14 protein-coding genes are annotated in these 16952 nt (G+C 55.8%); 4 read left to right on the top strand and 10 right to left on the bottom strand.

All coding sequences use genetic code 11. From position 1 onward, the window contains the following. Positions 1-46: 46 nt before the first annotated feature. On the top strand, positions 47-1105 hold the full coding sequence (gene zapE / locus ACR0NZ_RS14785; protein WP_480519910.1) for a cell division protein ZapE: 1059 nt from the start codon (positions 47-49) through the stop codon (positions 1103-1105). Positions 1106-1166: 61 nt separating this feature from the next. Here zapE and ACR0NZ_RS14780 read toward each other — a convergent pair whose 3' ends face one another. Genes ACR0NZ_RS14780 through ACR0NZ_RS14765 form a run of 4 tightly spaced genes read right to left on the bottom strand, consistent with a single transcriptional unit; the run spans position 1167 to position 7415 of the window. Continuing rightward, a complete protein-coding gene (locus tag ACR0NZ_RS14780; RefSeq protein ID WP_480519908.1) occupies positions 1167-2441 on the bottom strand; it encodes a bifunctional folylpolyglutamate synthase/dihydrofolate synthase in 1275 nt (424 codons plus the stop codon). Next, complete coding sequence (accD, locus tag ACR0NZ_RS14775; RefSeq protein WP_480477200.1) at positions 2438-3370, bottom strand: acetyl-CoA carboxylase, carboxyltransferase subunit beta; 933 nt, start codon at positions 3368-3370, stop codon at positions 2438-2440. The genes ACR0NZ_RS14780 and accD overlap by 4 nt, the downstream gene beginning before the upstream one ends. A 60-nt stretch (positions 3371-3430) precedes the next feature. After that, a complete protein-coding gene (locus ACR0NZ_RS14770) occupies positions 3431-4315 on the bottom strand; it encodes a CPBP family intramembrane glutamic endopeptidase (RefSeq protein WP_480519906.1) in 885 nt (294 codons plus the stop codon). After that, positions 4308-7415: an ABC transporter transmembrane domain-containing protein gene (locus ACR0NZ_RS14765; RefSeq protein ID WP_480519904.1), complete on the bottom strand. Its 3108-nt coding sequence runs from the start codon at positions 7413-7415 to the stop codon at positions 4308-4310. The genes ACR0NZ_RS14770 and ACR0NZ_RS14765 overlap by 8 nt, the downstream gene beginning before the upstream one ends. A gap of 250 nt (positions 7416-7665) precedes the next feature. Between ACR0NZ_RS14765 and ACR0NZ_RS14760 the strand changes: the two genes are divergently transcribed. Together ACR0NZ_RS14760 and ACR0NZ_RS14755 are read left to right on the top strand one after the other, a co-directional pair. After that, positions 7666-8427 carry a DUF6478 family protein gene (locus tag ACR0NZ_RS14760; RefSeq protein ID WP_480519902.1) on the top strand — a complete coding sequence of 254 codons (762 nt, stop codon included), beginning with the start codon at positions 7666-7668 and terminating at the stop codon, positions 8425-8427. A gap of 11 nt (positions 8428-8438) precedes the next feature. Continuing rightward, positions 8439-8798, top strand: a complete 360-nt coding sequence (locus tag ACR0NZ_RS14755; protein WP_480519900.1) for a hypothetical protein — start codon at positions 8439-8441, stop codon at positions 8796-8798. 137 nt (positions 8799-8935) lie between these two features. Here the strand turns inward: ACR0NZ_RS14755 and ACR0NZ_RS14750 are convergent, their stop codons facing one another. From ACR0NZ_RS14750 to ACR0NZ_RS14725, 6 genes are all read right to left on the bottom strand, one after another. Then, the gene (locus ACR0NZ_RS14750; RefSeq protein ID WP_480519898.1) at positions 8936-10276 is read right to left on the bottom strand and encodes a S41 family peptidase; all 1341 of its coding nucleotides are present in this window, start codon (positions 10274-10276) and stop codon (positions 8936-8938) included. 6 nt (positions 10277-10282) lie between these two features. Next, positions 10283-11413 carry a murein hydrolase activator EnvC family protein gene (locus ACR0NZ_RS14745; protein WP_480519896.1) on the bottom strand — a complete coding sequence of 377 codons (1131 nt, stop codon included), beginning with the start codon at positions 11411-11413 and terminating at the stop codon, positions 10283-10285. After that, positions 11410-12927 (bottom strand): 2,3-bisphosphoglycerate-independent phosphoglycerate mutase, encoded by a 1518-nt coding sequence (gene gpmI, locus ACR0NZ_RS14740; RefSeq protein WP_480519894.1) that lies wholly within the window; start codon positions 12925-12927, stop codon positions 11410-11412. Before gpmI ends, ACR0NZ_RS14745 begins: the two co-directional genes overlap by 4 nt. 103 nt (positions 12928-13030) lie before the next feature. Next, entirely contained in the window at positions 13031-14701 is a 1671-nt protein-coding gene (locus ACR0NZ_RS14735; protein WP_480519892.1) for a sulfatase-like hydrolase/transferase, read from the bottom strand. 73 nt (positions 14702-14774) lie between these two features. Next, positions 14775-15011, bottom strand: a complete 237-nt coding sequence (gene nqrM / locus ACR0NZ_RS14730; RefSeq protein WP_267366293.1) for a (Na+)-NQR maturation NqrM — start codon at positions 15009-15011, stop codon at positions 14775-14777. Between the two features lie 14 nt (positions 15012-15025). Next, the gene (locus ACR0NZ_RS14725) at positions 15026-16051 is read right to left on the bottom strand and encodes an FAD:protein FMN transferase (RefSeq protein WP_480519890.1); all 1026 of its coding nucleotides are present in this window, start codon (positions 16049-16051) and stop codon (positions 15026-15028) included. A gap of 374 nt (positions 16052-16425) precedes the next feature. On the opposite strand from ACR0NZ_RS14725, the gene ACR0NZ_RS14720 reads away from it, so the two are divergent. Then, positions 16426-16950 (top strand): CBS domain-containing protein, encoded by a 525-nt coding sequence (locus ACR0NZ_RS14720; RefSeq protein WP_480477180.1) that lies wholly within the window; start codon positions 16426-16428, stop codon positions 16948-16950. Positions 16951-16952: the final 2 nt, after the last annotated feature.

The following is a 16952-nucleotide window of genomic DNA, read 5'->3' as shown; positions in this document are numbered from 1 at the left end:
AATGGCATCTTTTCAACGCGCTGGGTCACGGGTAAGGCTCTGGGTCATGACGGATCTGATTTCGCTTTACGAAGCCCGCGTTGCGGATGGAACTCTGACGCGCGACGACGCTCAAGAAGCCGTTTTGCCCCAGTTTGATCGCATCCGCGCGGCACTGGCCGAGCCGGTAAAACGAGGGTTTTTCCGCAAGGCTCCGCCAACGCCCAAAGGCCTGTACCTATGGGGCGGCGTCGGACGTGGTAAATCGATGCTGATGGACATGTTCGTCGACACGCTGGGTGAAGTCCCCGCACGGCGCGTTCACTTTCATGCCTTCATGCAGGAAATCCATGCCGGAATGCACAAGGCCCGAAAAGAGAACGTCGAAGATGCTCTGGCACCTGTGGCGAGAGAGGTTGTGAAATCCGTCCGCCTGCTGGCCTTCGACGAGATGCAGATCACTGACATTACGGATGCGATGATCGTTGGCCGCTTGTTTGACCTGCTGCACGAGGGTGGCGTTGTTGTTGTGACCACGTCGAACAGGCATCCGGACGAGCTGTATAAGGATGGGTTGAACCGGCAATTATTCTTGCCTTTTATTGCCCATATCAAAGACCAGTTGCAGGTATGGGAACTGGTATCGCCCACGGATTACCGTCAGAACAGACTAGAGGGTGCTCCGGTCTATTTTACACCCATCGGGCCCGAAGCGCGGCAGAAAATACGGGATGTCTGGAAAGATCTTGCAGGCGGTCCTGCCGATCCGTTGATATTGCAGGTCAAAGGCCGCGCTGTCGAACTGCCCGCATTTCGCAATGGTGTTGCACGGGCTTCGTTCTATGACCTGTGCGGCCGGATGCTGGGACCGGCAGACTATCTGGCTATCGCAGAAGCAATTAAAGTGCTGGTGCTTGAGGACATCCCCCGTCTGTCGAGAAATAACTTCAACGAAGCCAAGCGCTTTGTCATCCTGATTGATGCGCTCTACGAGGCAAAAGTTCGGTTGATCTGCTCGGCTGCGGCAGAGCCCGAGATGTTGTATGTCGAAGGTGAAGGCACCTTTGAGTTTGAGCGTACTGCGTCGCGCCTGCGGGAAATGCAGGACCAGAACTGGGGGAAGTAGGGGGCTCTGCCCCCGTCGCGCTGCGCACTCCTCCCCCGGAGTATTTGCGAAAAGATGAAGCTTAACCGTTTTCTCGCAGGATGTTTCCGGCAAGATAAAGGGAGCCGCAGATCAGGACACGCGCCTGTGGGTCTTGATCCGTGATTGCCTTCAACGCATCCGAAACGCTTGCAGCGACCGAAGAGGGCAAGCCAACTTTGGCGGCGGCGGCGGCGGTTTCATCGGCGCTGAGCGTGGCCGCCTCGCCCGGTATGGAGACGGCAGTCAGACTTGCAACCTGTCTGGACAGTGGCGCGAGATACCCAGTCACGTCTTTCGTGTTGAGCATACCGCAGATTAAATGTGTGGGACGTTGCGGCATTTTCGCCAGCACATCGGCCAGCGCGATACCTGCGGCCGCGTTATGCCCTCCATCCAGCCACAGTTCGACCTGAGGGGCTTGCTCGGTCAGCGGGCCGGTTTTGAGACGTTGCATACGCGCAGGCCAATCGGCATTGGATACGGCAGCCTCGTAGGCCGCATCACCCATTGAAAGATGACGCAGAACCGCTAAGGCGGCACCGGCATTCTGGAACTGATGTGCACCCAGCAGGTTGGGTAGCGGCAGATCACGCAGCCCGGTTTCGTCCTGATAGATCAAGCGCCCGTTTTCTTCATGAACGTGCCAATGCTGGCCATGTACAAGCAGCGGTGCGCCCAACCGGGCGGCTGTGTACTCGATCACCTCCAGCGCCTCGTCTTCTTGCGGGCCGACGATGCATGGCACACCAGGTTTGATAATGCCCGCCTTTTCGGCGGCAATCTTTCCCAGGGTGTCGCCCAGATACTGTTCATGATCGATTGAAACCGGCGTAATGACTGTCACCGCCGGTTCATCAATCACATTTGTCGCGTCAAGCCGTCCGCCCAGACCGACCTCGAGCAGAGTGTAATCTGCTTTGCAGCGAGAGAAGGCCAGCAAGGCGGCGCAGGTTGTGATCTCGAAATACGTGATGTTCTCGCCGCCATTCGCCGCGTAGCACTCATCCAGAACCGCGGTCAGGCCGGGTTCCGAAATCAGTTCGCCCGCCAACCGGATACGTTCGTGAAATCGCGCTAGATGGGGCGAAGTGTAGGCATGAACGGAACGCCCTGCCCCTTCCAAGCCCGCCCGGATCATGGCCTGGGTCGAGCCTTTACCGTTGGTTCCGGCAATATGGATAACTGGAGGCAGCTTGAGCTGCGGGTTGTCCAAAGCGGCCAGCAATCGCCAGACGCGGTCCAAGGTCAAATCAATGATCTTGGGGTGCAGCGCCATCATCCGGTCGAGGATGGCGTCAGATGTCTTGGTGTTCATTTTTTTCCGGTCTCTTCGGCCTGCGCGACCTTGGCCGTTTCATCCGGGATCGGTGCTGGCAGATCACCTTTGATCGCCGGCGGTTGGTTCATCAGCATCCGGGTGATGGTGATCAGTTCGTCGCGCATCTCGGTACGTTTGGTGACACGGTCCAGCATCCCGTGATCCAGCAGGTACTCGGCCCGCTGGAAGCCGTCGGGCAACTTTTCGCGAATCGTCTGCTCGATAACTCGGGGACCGGCAAAGCAGATCAACGCGTTCGGTTCAGAGATGTGGACATCGCCCAACATCGCATATGACGCCGTCACACCACCGGTGGTGGGATGGGTCAGCACAACGATATAGGGCAAATTCGCTTCTTTCAGCATTTCGACGGCTACGGTTGTGCGCGGCATTTGCATCAGGCTGAGTATGCCTTCCTGCATCCGCGCACCACCAGCTGCCGAGAACAGGATCAGTGGGCGCTTTAGCTTAACCGCTTCTTGAGCGGCCGCGATGATCGCGTTGCCCACATACATGCCCATTGATCCGCCCATGAAGGAAAAATCCTGCGCTGCTGCAACGATAGGCGTGCGCCCGATTTCTCCTTTGACAACCAGCATCGCCTCTTTTTCGCCGGTCTTTTTCTGCGCCGCTCGCATACGCTCGGGATATTTCTTCTGGTCGCGGAAATGCAAGGGATCGTCTTTGGGGGCTGGCACTGCAACCTCAGTGAAAATACCGCCGTCGAACAGGTGATTGAATCGCTCGCGTGGGGTAATCGCCATGTGATGGTCACATTGGGTACAGACGTTCTGATTTTCCGCAAGTTCACGATGAAACAGCATCGTTCCGCACTCGTCACATTTCTGCCAGAGGTTTTCGGGCACTTCGCGGCGAGAGAAGATCGAGTTGATCCGGGGGCGGACGTAGTTTGTGATCCAGTTCATGTCGGAACCTTGGCTTGTGCGGTGTTGACGTCAAATAAGACGCCACGGGAAGAAATGCAATCAACGCCTGAGCGCAAGCCGCGCTGCCAGCCAGCATACGAACATCACAGCCAAATCCACCATCAGCCAGGGACGAAGCCGTTCGGCGTCAGATGCATCGAACGGAAGCGAGAAAAGCGCCAGCCCACTCAAGTTATCTGGCAAAGAAATGAACAATAATGCGATGATGTTATTGAAGAAATGCAAGGCGATAGCTGGCCCCAATGTGCCTGATCGCGCTGTGAGATCGGATGCAAACAACCCAAATATTAATGCCCAAAGCACAAACAGAATTGCATTTTCTCCTGCCAGTTCCGGTGTGTAGTGGCCGGCGGCAAACAAAACAGACGGAACCCCCATCCAAATGACGGGCGATTGAAACCTGGCTGCAAGAGCTTGCTGAATGTACCCTCGAAACAGAACTTCTTCGGCGCTGGTCTGAATCAGGACAACCAATACCGAGACCGGAAGCAACAAGAGCCAAGTTGAAAATGGCAGATTCTTTGACAGAGCTTCCCCCAAGCCGTAGGGCGGCAGCAAGACACCGACGGCGCCCAAGATAAGCAGGGCTTTCAGCACTTTCAGAAATTGGGCCGCAACCAGACCCCGTTGGCCAAAAATTGATCGCAAAGATCGGTGCTGAAGCTGACGCGCGGCCACTGCCACGCCAAGAATGATGAACCCGAAACTGGCCAGCATCAGAAGCAGCGCCAAAGGTGTGTTGCCTTGCAAAAGTTCCTGACCCCACTTCGCTGGGCCCAACCCCGTGATCACGGTAAAAAACACCAGGTTCAAAACGCTGACCAGCGCGGCGATCAATGCCAGCCCCAGCAAAAGACGCCAGAGTTCGGGTCTGGCGCGGGCTGTTTCGACCAAACGCGCATGAGCCGAATACGCTCTAGGCATTCTTACCAATACCTTCCTGCGCCGTTTCATCTGTCACGGGCGGAAACATGTCTTCGGCGTTCTGGGCCACGCTGATCCTGTTCGAGAGCGTCGTCAGATACCCTGCAACCGTCTGCAGCAACTGCATAGCGACCGAAGCATCGCTTTCAACAACGGCACGCAGCTCTTCTGCGCCGATACGCAAGAAGCTGCTATCTTCCGTCGCGACCAGATCCAGCTGCCGTGGTTCCCCTGTAATGATGGACAGGTCGCCGATGAGCCGTCCGGGTTCTATGATCGAGATTGTCCGTTTCGTTCCATCCTCGTTGGACCAATCCAGTTTGGCCTGTCCTGAAATGCACAAATAGGCCGCATCCGGCGCCTGACCGCGGGAAAAGATGACTTGTCCGGCGCTGGCCTCGTACCATTGCGCCGAAAACGCCAGCAGCCGCTGGTTTCTGCCATCCAAGCCAGAAAACAGCTGCGTTGCTGACAGGATCTCGAGTTTCCGGCTCAGATCGTCCGAAGTGCTGTCCTCATGCGCTGGCCTGCTCCGCGAGACGCCGTCGATCCGTCCATCCTTTATTTCTACAAACAAGTCATAGGCTTCGGGGTGCGCAAAATGATCCTCCATGAAAATCATGATGGAATCGGGCAGCAACTCCCGCAGTTTCAGGCGCGTGCGCAACCGGCTTTCCGAGTCGTGGCTGGCCAACGCCTTGTCCAGGATCAGAATGTCGGGGCGTTTGATGCCTGCGCGCGAAAAAGCGGCACGCTCCTGAAACACGGTTGGAAGGTTGTTGCCGCCCAGCCCGGACGGAAGGTCATAAATAATGGCCGCTGCTCGACGGCGCAGACCGGCTTCGTTCATGGCCTCTGCAACGATGTCTTCGATATCTTCGGCATGGGCACCTGCCATCAAAGATATCCGGCCATAGATCGCGTTTTCCATCACGGTCAGGCGCGGCACATAGATGTCAGGCGCCACAGACATGAACAAACCGTCCATTGCACCACGCAACCGTTCAGCCTGGGTCTTGCGGATAGCAAGGATTTTTTCCTTGTATTCCTCTGGGAAATCAGGACCGATCTGTTCTGCGGTCAGAAGGAAAGGCACTGTCAGTAGCAAGGCGCGCTCCTGATCGCTCAGCGCAGCATTCCCTTTGGCTTTGCGCCGGTCCTGGATGTCAAGCAGCCGATGATACATGTCCTTGGACATGCCAAGCCGCAGAAACAGGGGATGGTCAGCCCCATCCCGCCCAAATGTCTTGCCAAGAGTATCCATGACGGCATTCGATATGCTGATCGCGTCATCTGCAAGATCATGGGTGCTGAGCAATTGTACAAACCGCGCGTCGCCAGCCAGAATGTCTGGAGAGATGTCGCGCGACGGTGCCGCGAACAACAGGTTTCCCCCAAGCGGGACAGCCGGGTTGAACTGGTTGGGATCGAACCGATAAACATACCGATCCAGTCCTTTTGCCTTCAACCGTTCAGCGATGGAGTCTCTCAGCCTGACTATTTCCTGTGCCAGTATCGGGTGTATCTCTGGATCAAACTGGGTGCGCAGAGTGCGCCGGAACATGAACTCGTCAATCCCCATGGCTTCCACCAGTTGGAACCACCAATCACGTATTCCATCAATATCGTCCAGACCGGCCAGTCCCGGATCGATCCACTCATCTTCCAGCGAGTCTGGTGGGTTACCGGCCCGAACAGACTCGATCTGACGACGGGACGGGGTTCTTATGGCATCTGCCTCGTGCTGTGGATGGGTGCGCAATGACATCATGAGGTTATCGCCCAAAGTCCCGTCAAACAGATACGGGCGTGAATAGGCATAACCGATCCGGGCCGCGATAACTGATTGGTGCAATTCGTCCAGCCTGTGGCCAGCTATGATCACATCGCCCTGAACAGGCAGAACCTCGCGGGTCAGCAACTGGCCCAATGCACTGCGTTCCGACGCATGGGTGGATTGAATCGCCACACGCGCGCCACGTGGGATAGTCAGATCAATATCCTCTAGAATGGTTTTGCCATCGCCATCGCGTACGGTCACATTGCGCAATTCGATATCACCGGTCAGATGCGGAATGGTTTCCGGCTCACCGATGAACAGCTCTTCGGGAATCATGTTGTCCGGGGCAAATCTTTCAGTAACCACTTCCCATCGCAGGGACATATCCTGTACCTGGTTGTAGTAGGTCAGAAGGTCTTTCCAGGGCCCGCTAAGGTCTTTGTACGCGCCCAACGCGGCAACCAATGCACCTACTGTCACCTCGCCCGTGATCGCCAGGTATCCGCCCACCGAATAAAACAAAAAAGGCGTCATCTGAGTGATCAGATTGTTCAGGAACTTCATAAAGAATTTCTTTTTGTAGATCTTGAACCGGATCTCGAACAAGGTTCCCAGCCTATGGCTGAACTGTGCCAGACGATACCGCCAGCCGCCATTCGTGCGCAGGTCGCTGATGCCCGCCGCGCTTTCCCCGATTTCCGAGCTCAGGCGCCGAACCTCCTGAATACGGTCCTTGTTCAGCAAATTGATCTGGCGTTGCAACTTGGGGATCAACCAGGCCTGAAGCGGGATCAGCGCGATGCTTGCCAGACCAAACCAGAGGCTTTGCATGAACAGAAAGGTGACGATTGTCATCATTTGGCCGAACTGAAACACCGGTTGCGCAATCGCATCCCCCATCAAGCCGCCCATCGGCTCGGCCTCGGATGTGATCATCGAGACCAGCTCTCCTTGGCTGGTGGTCGCGAAATAGGACTTTGGGAACCGCATCGAGCGTTGAATCAGGGTATAGCGAAGACGGCGCAGCATACGTTCGGACAAGATGCCTTTCATCGTATTGATGCGCATCTTCATCAAACCACTGGCGATCACAGTGGCCAGAAATAGAAAGCACAGTATCATCAGATACTGAACTTGAGACACTGTGATGCCCCAGACTGTCACCGTGTCGCCCGGCGCACCAATAGCGTCATTGATGATTTGTTTAGGCAGCTCCAGCGATGCATATAGAAAAGGGAAGGACAGGACCGTTAGCAGCAACAGGACAAGTTGCTGTTTTTTTGAATACTTCCAAATAAAAGAAAATAATGTGGGCTCCATAACCTGGCCTTATCGATAGCTGAACTGATGTTTGGCTGTTCTGGGGTAACCCATTTTTAGGAAACAGACGGTAAGCACTGACCCGACGTATTGCAAGAATTGACGGCATCAGCCCCCCAATCCGGCACCTATCTTTTTTACGCTTACCCACCAACCTGAAAACGTAGCGCTCAAGTAGTGTTTTTGTGATTGCGGGTTTATTCCTACTCATTTCTTTGACTAAAGAAGGACATTATCGGACGAAGAGACCATGCGCAGGATTCTGGATCGCTATATTCATCGCCGGACGCTCGGCCGCTGGAGCCGGGCTGTGCGGCAGGCGCCAGATTCGGCGCAAGCCGAGTTGCGATTGAAACGCGATCAGGCACGCAGTCTGCGTGGGCAACTGGATCGCCTGATCCAACTGGCGGATGCGCGCCTGCTCCGTCCGAAAATAGGATCAACTCAGTTTCACCGGCCTGTCGGCACCGACTGGAGCTGGCGGCCCGGACTTTGGCGCGCGCCGTTTTTGCAATCCGGCATGGCCTCTGTTCCCCGTAGAACGGTTATGGACGATCAGGTCAGCTTGTTTCACGACTGCCCATTGACCGAAATCGTCGTGCGGCAAATCCGCAACCGGGGGGCAAGTGATCTGGCTCCGTTCAGTCTGGAGGTCGAGGTCTTTGGTTTCGAGGGGTCGTTCCTGTCGGTATCGATCGACTTGCCGCGTGAGGCCGCCCGCGACCTGACACGCGAGCATCTGATCCGGTTAGAAACCCTGATTGACTGCGAAAAACCATCGGGTGTGTTCGCACGTCTCAATGTTCAGCACGGACCCAATATGGAGCAGGTTTTGCGGCAACTGAACCCTTCTGACGCCGTGAACGCAGTTGAGTTTGACTTGGCTCACCTGCCCCTGAATGAACGCAGGATCGAAAAGATCTGGCTGGATCTAATTTTTGAAAAACCGGAAATGAACCGTATGAGTGTACGAGACCTTACGTTTTGCCGTTTCCATCGCGCCGACTTGTGAGACGATCAAAGATGACACAAACATCCCTGACCTTCATTCGGTTCGAAAGCGGTATTTGGCACGGTCATGTTGAGGCCGAGCGGCAACCAGGATTGGAGGTTCTATATCTGGGGAAAGCTCTGGAGGGAGTTGAGCTTTCGCCCGCAGACAACGGATGGGACCTGAATGTTCCGGTACCCGTGACAGCCCTGTCCGAAGGCGTGCACAGCTTCGTCATAGTCGACGCAGACGGTGTCGAGAAACTTGGGAGTTTCTCCATTATTGCAGGTGAACCAGCCGCCGATGATCTCAGGGCTGAAGTGGATCTTTTGCGCGCGGAGCTGGATATGCTGAAACGCGCTTTCCGACGGGTAAGCCGAGGAGACGGCTGAAACGCTTGCGAAATCCGATGATCCATTCAGTTATGTGCACTAAGCGCGGTGCCTGCGTATTGCGCTGCTGGATGATGAAATAATATCCCGCGAGCCAGAAAGAAAAGGGCCGCGTTATACGCGGCCCATTGGTTTGGTTATTGGGACGGCCCGTGCGGGGTGAACGCTGACAAGCCTTTAAGGATGTCTATGGCATATGCCAGTTGATAATCCTCTTTCCGCAGCTCGGCCGTGGCTTCGGCCCTTGCGCGATCTTCCTCAATCTGGCGAACTTCATCCTCGCTCAGGCTGTCATTGTTCAGGCTGCCGCGCAGGTCAGCTTCGGACCGGGTCCGCAAATTACTCTCATCCTCTTCTTGTGCAGGTGCCGGGCGAGGCTGCTCAACAATGATGTCCGGGCTGACGCCAAGGGCCTGGATTGAGCGTCCTGATGGCGTGTAATAGCGCGATGTGGTCAGGCGCATGGCACCGTCACCGCGCAGTGGCATGACCGTCTGCACGGATCCTTTACCAAAGCTCTTGGTGCCCACGACGATAGCGCGGCGATGATCCTGCAACGCACCGGCCACAATCTCGGACGCCGAGGCCGAGCCACCATTGATCAGCACCACAATCGGCTTACCTTCGGCCAGATCCCCGGGGGTTGCATTGAACCGCTCACCTTCGTTCGGATCGCGGCCGCGCGTAGAAACGATTTCGCCTTCGTTCAGGAACGCGTCCGACACTTTGATCGCCTGAGTCAACAGGCCGCCTGGGTTGTTGCGCAGGTCCAGAACAAAGCCGTTCACCTTGTCGATGCCACCTGCTTCGGCAATCTGCTCCTGCAAGCCTTCTTTCAGGTTCGGGAAGGTCTGGTCGTTGAACGTGGTTACACGCAGCACGACACTGGGGCCTTCGGTCCGTGCGCGCACAGCGGTCAACTTGATTGTGTCACGGATAATAGTGACGTCGAAGGGATCAGGTTCACCCTCACGTACGACGGTGATGACAATTTCGGACCCGACCGGGCCGCGCATCAGGTCAACCGCTTTGTCCAGCGTCAGGCCCAGAATGCTTTCACCGTCCACATGGGTAATGAAATCCCCGGCTTCGATTCCGGCTGCGTCGGCGGGGGTATCGTCAATGGGTGAGACGACTTTGACAAAGCCTTCTTCCTGCGTGACTTCGATACCCAACCCACCAAATTCGCCCCGGGTCTGCACGCGCATTTGTTCGGCATCGTCAGGAGAAAGATAACTCGAATGCGGATCAAGTGATGTCAACATGCCGTCAATCGCCGCCTCGATCAGTTCTTCGGGCTCAACCTCTTCGACATACTGTGCGCGGATACGTTCAAAAATGTCGCCGAACAAATCCAGCTGTTCATAGACGCTTGCCTTGTTCTCGGCCTCCTGCGCCAGCAGGGGTCCTGCGATCTGAGTTGTTGCAAGAATACCTGCCACAGTTCCAGCCAGACCGGCCACCACAAATTTCTTCATACGCGTTTATCCATCCTTGTCGGTCCGAAACCACGATTCCGGGTCCACGGGGCGATTATCTTCTCTTACCTCTATATAGAGCGTTTCTGAGCGGTCAGTTCCAGTGCCATCACTGCTTGTTGACAAAATTGCGCCGATTTCCGGCATTTCACCGGGCATCAGGCCAACCGGAGTGCCCTCCGGGATCACCTGACCTGGCTGGCCATAGACCTCCTGCAAACCGGAAAATACGAACAAAAGACCCGATTGAGGCTCAAGGATGATTAGGTTCCCCAGGTCCAGCAGCGGCCCGCGATAGCGAATTGTCGCCGCGGTGGGCGAGGTGACCAAGGCGCGCGGGCGTGTACCCACAATCAGGCCGGGGCGCGTTACACCGGCGGCGTCCGTTTCACCGGCCTTGTGCAGCAAGATTCCCTGTACCGGCATTGATATCCGGCCTTTCCTGTCCAAGACACTGGCATCGCTGTCGAGGATCTCTCCTTCCGAGATCTCGGACAGACCACTTGCAAAGCCATCCAGTGTTTCGGTCGACGAGATCAGAATGGCCGTACGCACCGGGTCTTCCACGAAACGGCGGGGCAAATCCGTGCGGTCGGCGATTGCCTCGCTCAGACGGGTACGGGCCTCCTGAACGCCCGTCAGACCCTCTGTCAAAGTTTCCGAGGCCTTTTGCTGCAAGACACGCAATGTCTGCACTTCATTCAGGTCCTGCGCCAGTTCCTGCGCGCTGGCGTTCAGGCCAGGGGTGACCTCGGACAGCATAATACCTGCACGGGCCGCCCCCAAAGGGCCGGACGGATGTAACATCAAGACGGGTGGTTCGGTCGTTTCAATGGTTTGCAGAACACCAAGCAATCGCCGGATTTCCTTTTCGCGCGCCCGCAATTCGGCACTCAGTTGCGCCTCGCGGGTTGCCGCTTGGCGCAATCCCACCCGCATCGCGCCCAACCCGGCCTCATAGGCATGGATCGTCTCCGTAAGAGCATGGACCCGGTCCCGGGCGCTTTCAGCCTCGGATAACGCGATGGACGCCTGTTCGAGCATCTGCGCTGCGTCCAAAGCGGCCTTGGAGGCGTCTGGCTGGGCCAGTGCCGGCAAGGCTAAAAACAGACACACTGCCAGAGCAGCCATTTTCATGACAGCAGGCTTTCCCCGGTCATTTCCGGCGGCTTCGGCAATCCCATCAGCTCAAGCAGGGTCGGGGCAAGATCGGACAAACGACCTTGGCGCAATTTCGCACCTTCAGGCCCGCCAACCAGCGCCATTGGAACAGGATTGAGCGTATGGGCCGTATGCGGGCCGCCGGTCACAGGATCGACCATGACTTCGCAATTACCGTGATCGGCCGTGATAATCATCGCTCCCTTGACCTTTTCAATAGCCGCAATGACTTGCGCCAACCCCTCATCGACGGCTTCACACGCTTTGATCGCAGCATTCAGATCACCTGTATGACCAACCATATCGGGATTGGCATAATTTGTAACAATCAAGTCATACCCTCCTTCGATGGCTTCGATAAATTTCGCCGTAACCTCTGCGGCCGACATTTCGGGCTGTAGATCGTAGGTCGCCACTTTCGGCGAGCTCGGCATAAAGCGATCCTCGCCTAGTTCGGGCGTCTCCTTACCGCCATTCAGAAAGAACGTAACATGCGGGTACTTCTCGGTTTCAGCTAGTCTAAACTGCCGAAGCCCTTGCTTGGCGACCCATTCGCCCAGAGTATTCACAATCGAGCGCTTTGGAAAAACCGTGGTCATGTAAGCATTGTGCCCGTCAGAATATTCGACCATGCCCAGCAGAGCTGAAAGCTTCGGGCGCGGTCCTGTCGCAAACTCGGAAAATCCTGGCTCTCCGATGGCGCGCAGAATTTCACGGGCACGGTCGGCGCGAAAGTTCAGGCAAAAGAAACCATCGCCATCGTTAATACCGTCATACCCCGTTAATACGGTTGGTGTGACGAACTCGTCAGATTCGGACTGGTTATAGGCGTGATCAACCGCGCCATGGGCACTGCCTGCTGTTCGGCCCTGCCCGTTGACCATTGCAGCATACGCTTCACTGACACGCTCCCAGCGATTGTCGCGATCCATGGCAAAGTACCGCCCGCTTACGGTGACGATGCGTGCGTTTTCGGGCAAGCGTTCTTCCAACTCAGCGATGTAAGTCAGAGCTGACCTTGGCGCGACATCACGCCCGTCCGTCACTGCATGTAGTGCAACCGGGACACCGGCATCCGTTATGGCAGTGGTTGCGGCAACGATATGGTTCAGATGACCATGCACCCCACCATCCGAGATCAACCCCATCAGATGCGCAGTACCGCCAGCGGATTTGACGCTGACGATGAAAGCTTGCAGCGCTTCGTTTTCAAAGAAAGTCCGGTCTTCAATGGAAAGATCGATCTGGCCCAGATCCATGGCGACCACACGCCCTGCACCGATATTGGTGTGCCCGACCTCTGAATTTCCCATCTGTCCGCTTGGCAGACCCACATCGGGGCCGTGGGTGATCAGGGATGAATGCGGACACTCAGACAGGATCGCGTCAAACGTCGGCGTGTTTGCCAGATAGGGTGCGTTGGCTTTTGTGTCTTCGGACAGGCCCCAACCATCAAGAATGCACAGGACAACAGGTTTGGGGGTGGCCATTGATGTACTCCGTTTTCTGCTCTTGGGTCACCTTCTATCCTTTGGACTTCAACGGGTGAACCACCTTTGCAATGATGAACAATTTTAACCGACACAGAGTGTGTTAGTCATTTAGATAGCTCTGGAAAGGGCGCGCCTTGCGATTGCGGTATTTGACGGTCAGGTCCAACGGCGCATCGTTTTCATCATAGACGCCCAGAACAACACCCCTGCCCCGACTTTTGGTTCGCATTTCAATCAATTGCTGCTCGGACCGGGTTGTGCGCTGTGACGCCCGCCGCGTCCAGGCGAACAGGTGCTCGTACATTTCAGCGATCATACCGGCATGCTCCGCGCTGTCACCCAGGTCGTTCAACTCATCAGGGTCGTTTTCCAGATCGAACAGGATTGGCCGGTACCCACCTTCACAATGGATCAGTTTCCATTTCTTGCTTGCGGCCATGAACATCACCGCATCGCGGACCGACACGTCCAAAACATTTGCGATTGGTGAAGCCGAGTAGTCATATTCGCAGATCACCACATCGCGTGGCAATGCGTCCTTCTCCCCATAGAGAATAGGCAACAGGGAGTGACCTTCCAGAATATGCGTCGCCACTTCCCCGCCAGCCGCATCGACAAAGGTCGGTGCAAGGTCGATGGATTCCACAAGCGCATCGCTGACGGTACCGCGTGTCGCGTCCGCCTCGGGCGACGGGTCATAGATGATCAACGGCACCCTGGTGGAGGCGTTGTGGAAGAAGGTCTTTTCCCCCATCCAGTGATCGCCCAGAAAATCACCATGGTCTGATGTCAACACGATCATCGTGTTTTCCATCCGCCCGGTTCTCTCCATCCAGTCCAACAGGCGGCCCATCTGGTCATCTGCTTGCTTGATCAGCCCCATATAGGCTGGGATAACCGCCTCACGTACGTCCTGCCGCGAAAAGGTCTGGCCGATCTTTGTGTCCATGAAGGCTTTAAGCACGGGATGCGCATTCTGACGTTCCGCCTCGGATCGCACCACAGGCAGCACATGTTCCGGTCCATACATCGAGGCGTATGGGTCCGGTACGATGTACGGCCAATGCGGCTTGATAAAACTCAGATGACAGCACCACGGGCCATCATGCGTTTCCATGAACTCTATCCCGCGACCGGTCAGATAGGGCGTTTCGCTGTCTTCCTCGGCAATATTAGCGGCTTCGGGTGAATTCTTCAGAAACCAGCCTGACAGAACGTTGCCATTCGCATCCAGCCCGGAATTGGCAAAGTCATGCCAGGGATTGTCGCTCTCATACCCTTTGGCCTCTAGGAATTTGTTGTATTCCTTTGCCCCTTCCGGGTCATAATACCCATCCGGACCTTCGGGCAGCATACCGTCATCCCGTTCGTACACGTCGAACCCACATTCGGCGACGCGGGCCCCGATCAGGCTGTCAGGCTCCAAGCCCAACCTCGCCATCCCTTCGGCATCTGCACGCATATGAGTTTTGCCAACCAGCCAGCAATCCATCCCCGCCTTACGCAGGTGATCGCCCATTGTAATCTCACCGACTTTCAACGGAATTCCGTTCCACGACGCCCCGTGAGAATGCACATAGCGCCCGGTATAAGTGGACATGCGGGAGCTGCCGCAGATCGGTGATTGGATATAGGCGCGGTTGAAGCGCACGCCTTTGGCTGCCAGACGATCGATATTTGGGGTATGCAGATGCGGATGGCCGTAACAGCTCAGATAATCCCATCGCAGCTGGTCGAACATGATGAACAGGATGTTTCTTGCCTTGGCCAAGTTGACGCCCTTCCCCACAAGTCACGAGGACCTAGTTAGCCATTTCTATCCGCAGAGCGAAGCAAAACCTGCGTCAGGCCTGGCGGTCCATTTGCTCCAGCATCTTCTTGGCACGTTTGCATTGCAGCTTGTCGCGCAGTGGGCTGTCGGGGTCGATGTCTTTTTGGCAAACAACGCATTTATCCGCGCCCGAGATCGCGTTTAGACCACCGCAGCTGCCTTTGATGGTCTTGCCCATCAGCATGACACCCAATGACATGCCCACCATGACGAGAGCGAGAAGAATGAAGGCCAGAATAAAGGTACTCATCTCAGCTCCAACAGTCAGTTCGATCCCAGCGCGTCTTTGAACGCTGTGCTATGGGCAGTGATATAGGCATCTTCGCCGCCTGTCACATCCCGCGAGATGAAATACACTGCAAGTTTATGCTCCTCTGCCAGAGCTAGCCCTTTTTCCTGCCCCAAGGCCAGCATGGCTGTTGCCCAGGCATCGGCCATCATCGCGTTTTCGGCCAGCACGGTGACCGAAGTGGTGCGGTGCGTGATCGGACGGCCTGTTGTCGGATCGATGATATGCGAATATCGCACACCATCTTTTTCAAAGAAATTCCTGTAATCGCCCGAACTGGCCATGCCCCTGTCATTCAAAGAAATGATCAACTGGATGGTTTGCGAACCCGTTTCAGGTTTCTCGATACCAATGAGCCACGCTTCGCCCTTGTCATTCTTACCTTTGGCCACAAGATCGCCGCCAATTTCAACCAGATAGTTTTCGATGCCAGCGGCCTGCAAGGTTTCTGCAACAGCGTCAATTCCATAGCCTTTTGCAATCGCGGACAGGTTAATGCCCACACTGGCGTTTGACTTGGCAAGCGTACCAGCATCGGTATCGAGCGCTAGCAGGCGTTCTTGACCTACACCATTCAGCGCGGCGTTGATATCCGCATCTGATGGCACCGGGTCTTCGGGCTTGCGTGGGCCAAAACCCCAAAGTTCGATCAGAGGGCCGAGGGTTACGTCGAAAATGCCTCCGGATTTCGAGTGCACTTCGTTCGCAGCGGAAAGAACCAGCGCGAGTTCGTTGGACACAGGCATCGGATCTGTGCTGGTCGACGCGGAAATAACAGAAACTTCCGAGTTCGGATCCCAGTTGGACATCTTGGCATTCACAGCTGCCAACTTATCACTGACGGCCGCGGCCAGTGCGTCTTTGTCAAGGTCCTCGCCAATTGCGGTGATATTGTAGGTCGTGCCCATTGTCTCGCCGGACAGACGAACTTCTTCGGGTTCCTTGTCAAAAAGACAGCCTGAAAGAAGGGTGAAAAAGGCCAGTACGGGCAAAAGACGCATTGGACGTTCTCCGGGACATTCTGTGCCCGGCATATGACAGCGGTCCCCGCCAGAGTCAAATTGGCATTACAGTTTCAATGGAAGGAAACCCAACAGCAGAAGACCAGTTCCAGCCGGAATTCCGAACAACCACGCGCGTTTCCGCCACCCGGGCTTCTGTTGCTTCCACGCCATACGAAAGTTGTGACCGCACACAACAGCCGCAAAGAAGATCAGCGCGGCAACCGGGGGCGTAAGATAGAGTTCATTCAAAGGCTTAAGCTCCCTCTGCTGACCTGCGTTTGGCCAACTCGTGCAATTGTACCCTATACAGGTCGTTTAGCTGCGCTAAAGTGAAAGGGAAAGACTTTGCAAGAACCATAAGGAGATTGCCCATGGCCCCAACTTCTTATCAGTCGCCGTCGCGCGGTGACAAGGCTGACAAGACAACCTACAGCCAATCAGCGGAATCAAACCTGTCGCATTCGCAGACGACCGTGGCCAAACTGCTTGAGGGTAAAGGGGATGCGGTGTTCTCGGTGCGACCTAATGATACCATCCATTCGGTGGTGAACACGCTCAAGGACAAGCGAATTGGTGCTGTTCTGGTGACCGATCAGAACGGGGCATTGAAAGGAATTTTGTCGGAACGCGACATCGTGAGGCGCATGGCCGATACGCCGGGACAGACCCTGCCACAGTCGGTCGAAGACCTGATGACCAGGGATGTAAAAGCCTGTATGCCCGAGGATACGCTGAATGACGTGCTGAAGACTATGACCGAGGGACGTTTCCGCCATATGCCGGTTCTGCGTGATGGCAATTTGTGCGGTGTCATCACTATCGGTGACGTAGTGCATTTCCGCCTGAGGGAATTGGAGTATGAAGCGCTTCGCATGAAGCAGATGATCGTAGGCTAGTT

The organism is Ruegeria sp. AE3, from assembly GCF_056542225.1.
The sequence above is the reverse complement of the archived record's forward strand: the minus strand, read 5'-3'. Positions and strand labels throughout refer to the sequence as shown.

What these genes read in the sequence shown, in the direction of transcription:
- ACR0NZ_RS14780 (WP_480519908.1), bottom strand. Translation starts at nt 2,441, where the DNA reads ATGAACACCAAGACATCTGACGCCATCCTCGACCGGATGATGGCGCTG.
- ACR0NZ_RS14765 (WP_480519904.1), bottom strand. Translation starts at nt 7,415, where the DNA reads ATGGAGCCCACATTATTTTCTTTTATTTGGAAGTATTCAAAAAAACAG.
- ACR0NZ_RS14720 (WP_480477180.1), top strand. Translation starts at nt 16,426, where the DNA reads ATGGCCCCAACTTCTTATCAGTCGCCGTCGCGCGGTGACAAGGCTGAC.
- ACR0NZ_RS14745 (WP_480519896.1), bottom strand. Translation starts at nt 11,413, where the DNA reads ATGAAAATGGCTGCTCTGGCAGTGTGTCTGTTTTTAGCCTTGCCGGCA.
- ACR0NZ_RS14770 (WP_480519906.1), bottom strand. Translation starts at nt 4,315, where the DNA reads ATGCCTAGAGCGTATTCGGCTCATGCGCGTTTGGTCGAAACAGCCCGC.
- ACR0NZ_RS14725 (WP_480519890.1), bottom strand. Translation starts at nt 16,051, where the DNA reads ATGCGTCTTTTGCCCGTACTGGCCTTTTTCACCCTTCTTTCAGGCTGT.
- ACR0NZ_RS14750 (WP_480519898.1), bottom strand. Translation starts at nt 10,276, where the DNA reads ATGAAGAAATTTGTGGTGGCCGGTCTGGCTGGAACTGTGGCAGGTATT.
- ACR0NZ_RS14760 (WP_480519902.1), top strand. Translation starts at nt 7,666, where the DNA reads ATGCGCAGGATTCTGGATCGCTATATTCATCGCCGGACGCTCGGCCGC.
- nqrM (WP_267366293.1), bottom strand. Translation starts at nt 15,011, where the DNA reads ATGAGTACCTTTATTCTGGCCTTCATTCTTCTCGCTCTCGTCATGGTG.
- gpmI (WP_480519894.1), bottom strand. Translation starts at nt 12,927, where the DNA reads ATGGCCACCCCCAAACCTGTTGTCCTGTGCATTCTTGATGGTTGGGGC.
- accD (WP_480477200.1), bottom strand. Translation starts at nt 3,370, where the DNA reads ATGAACTGGATCACAAACTACGTCCGCCCCCGGATCAACTCGATCTTC.
- ACR0NZ_RS14755 (WP_480519900.1), top strand. Translation starts at nt 8,439, where the DNA reads ATGACACAAACATCCCTGACCTTCATTCGGTTCGAAAGCGGTATTTGG.
- zapE (WP_480519910.1), top strand. Translation starts at nt 47, where the DNA reads ATGACGGATCTGATTTCGCTTTACGAAGCCCGCGTTGCGGATGGAACT.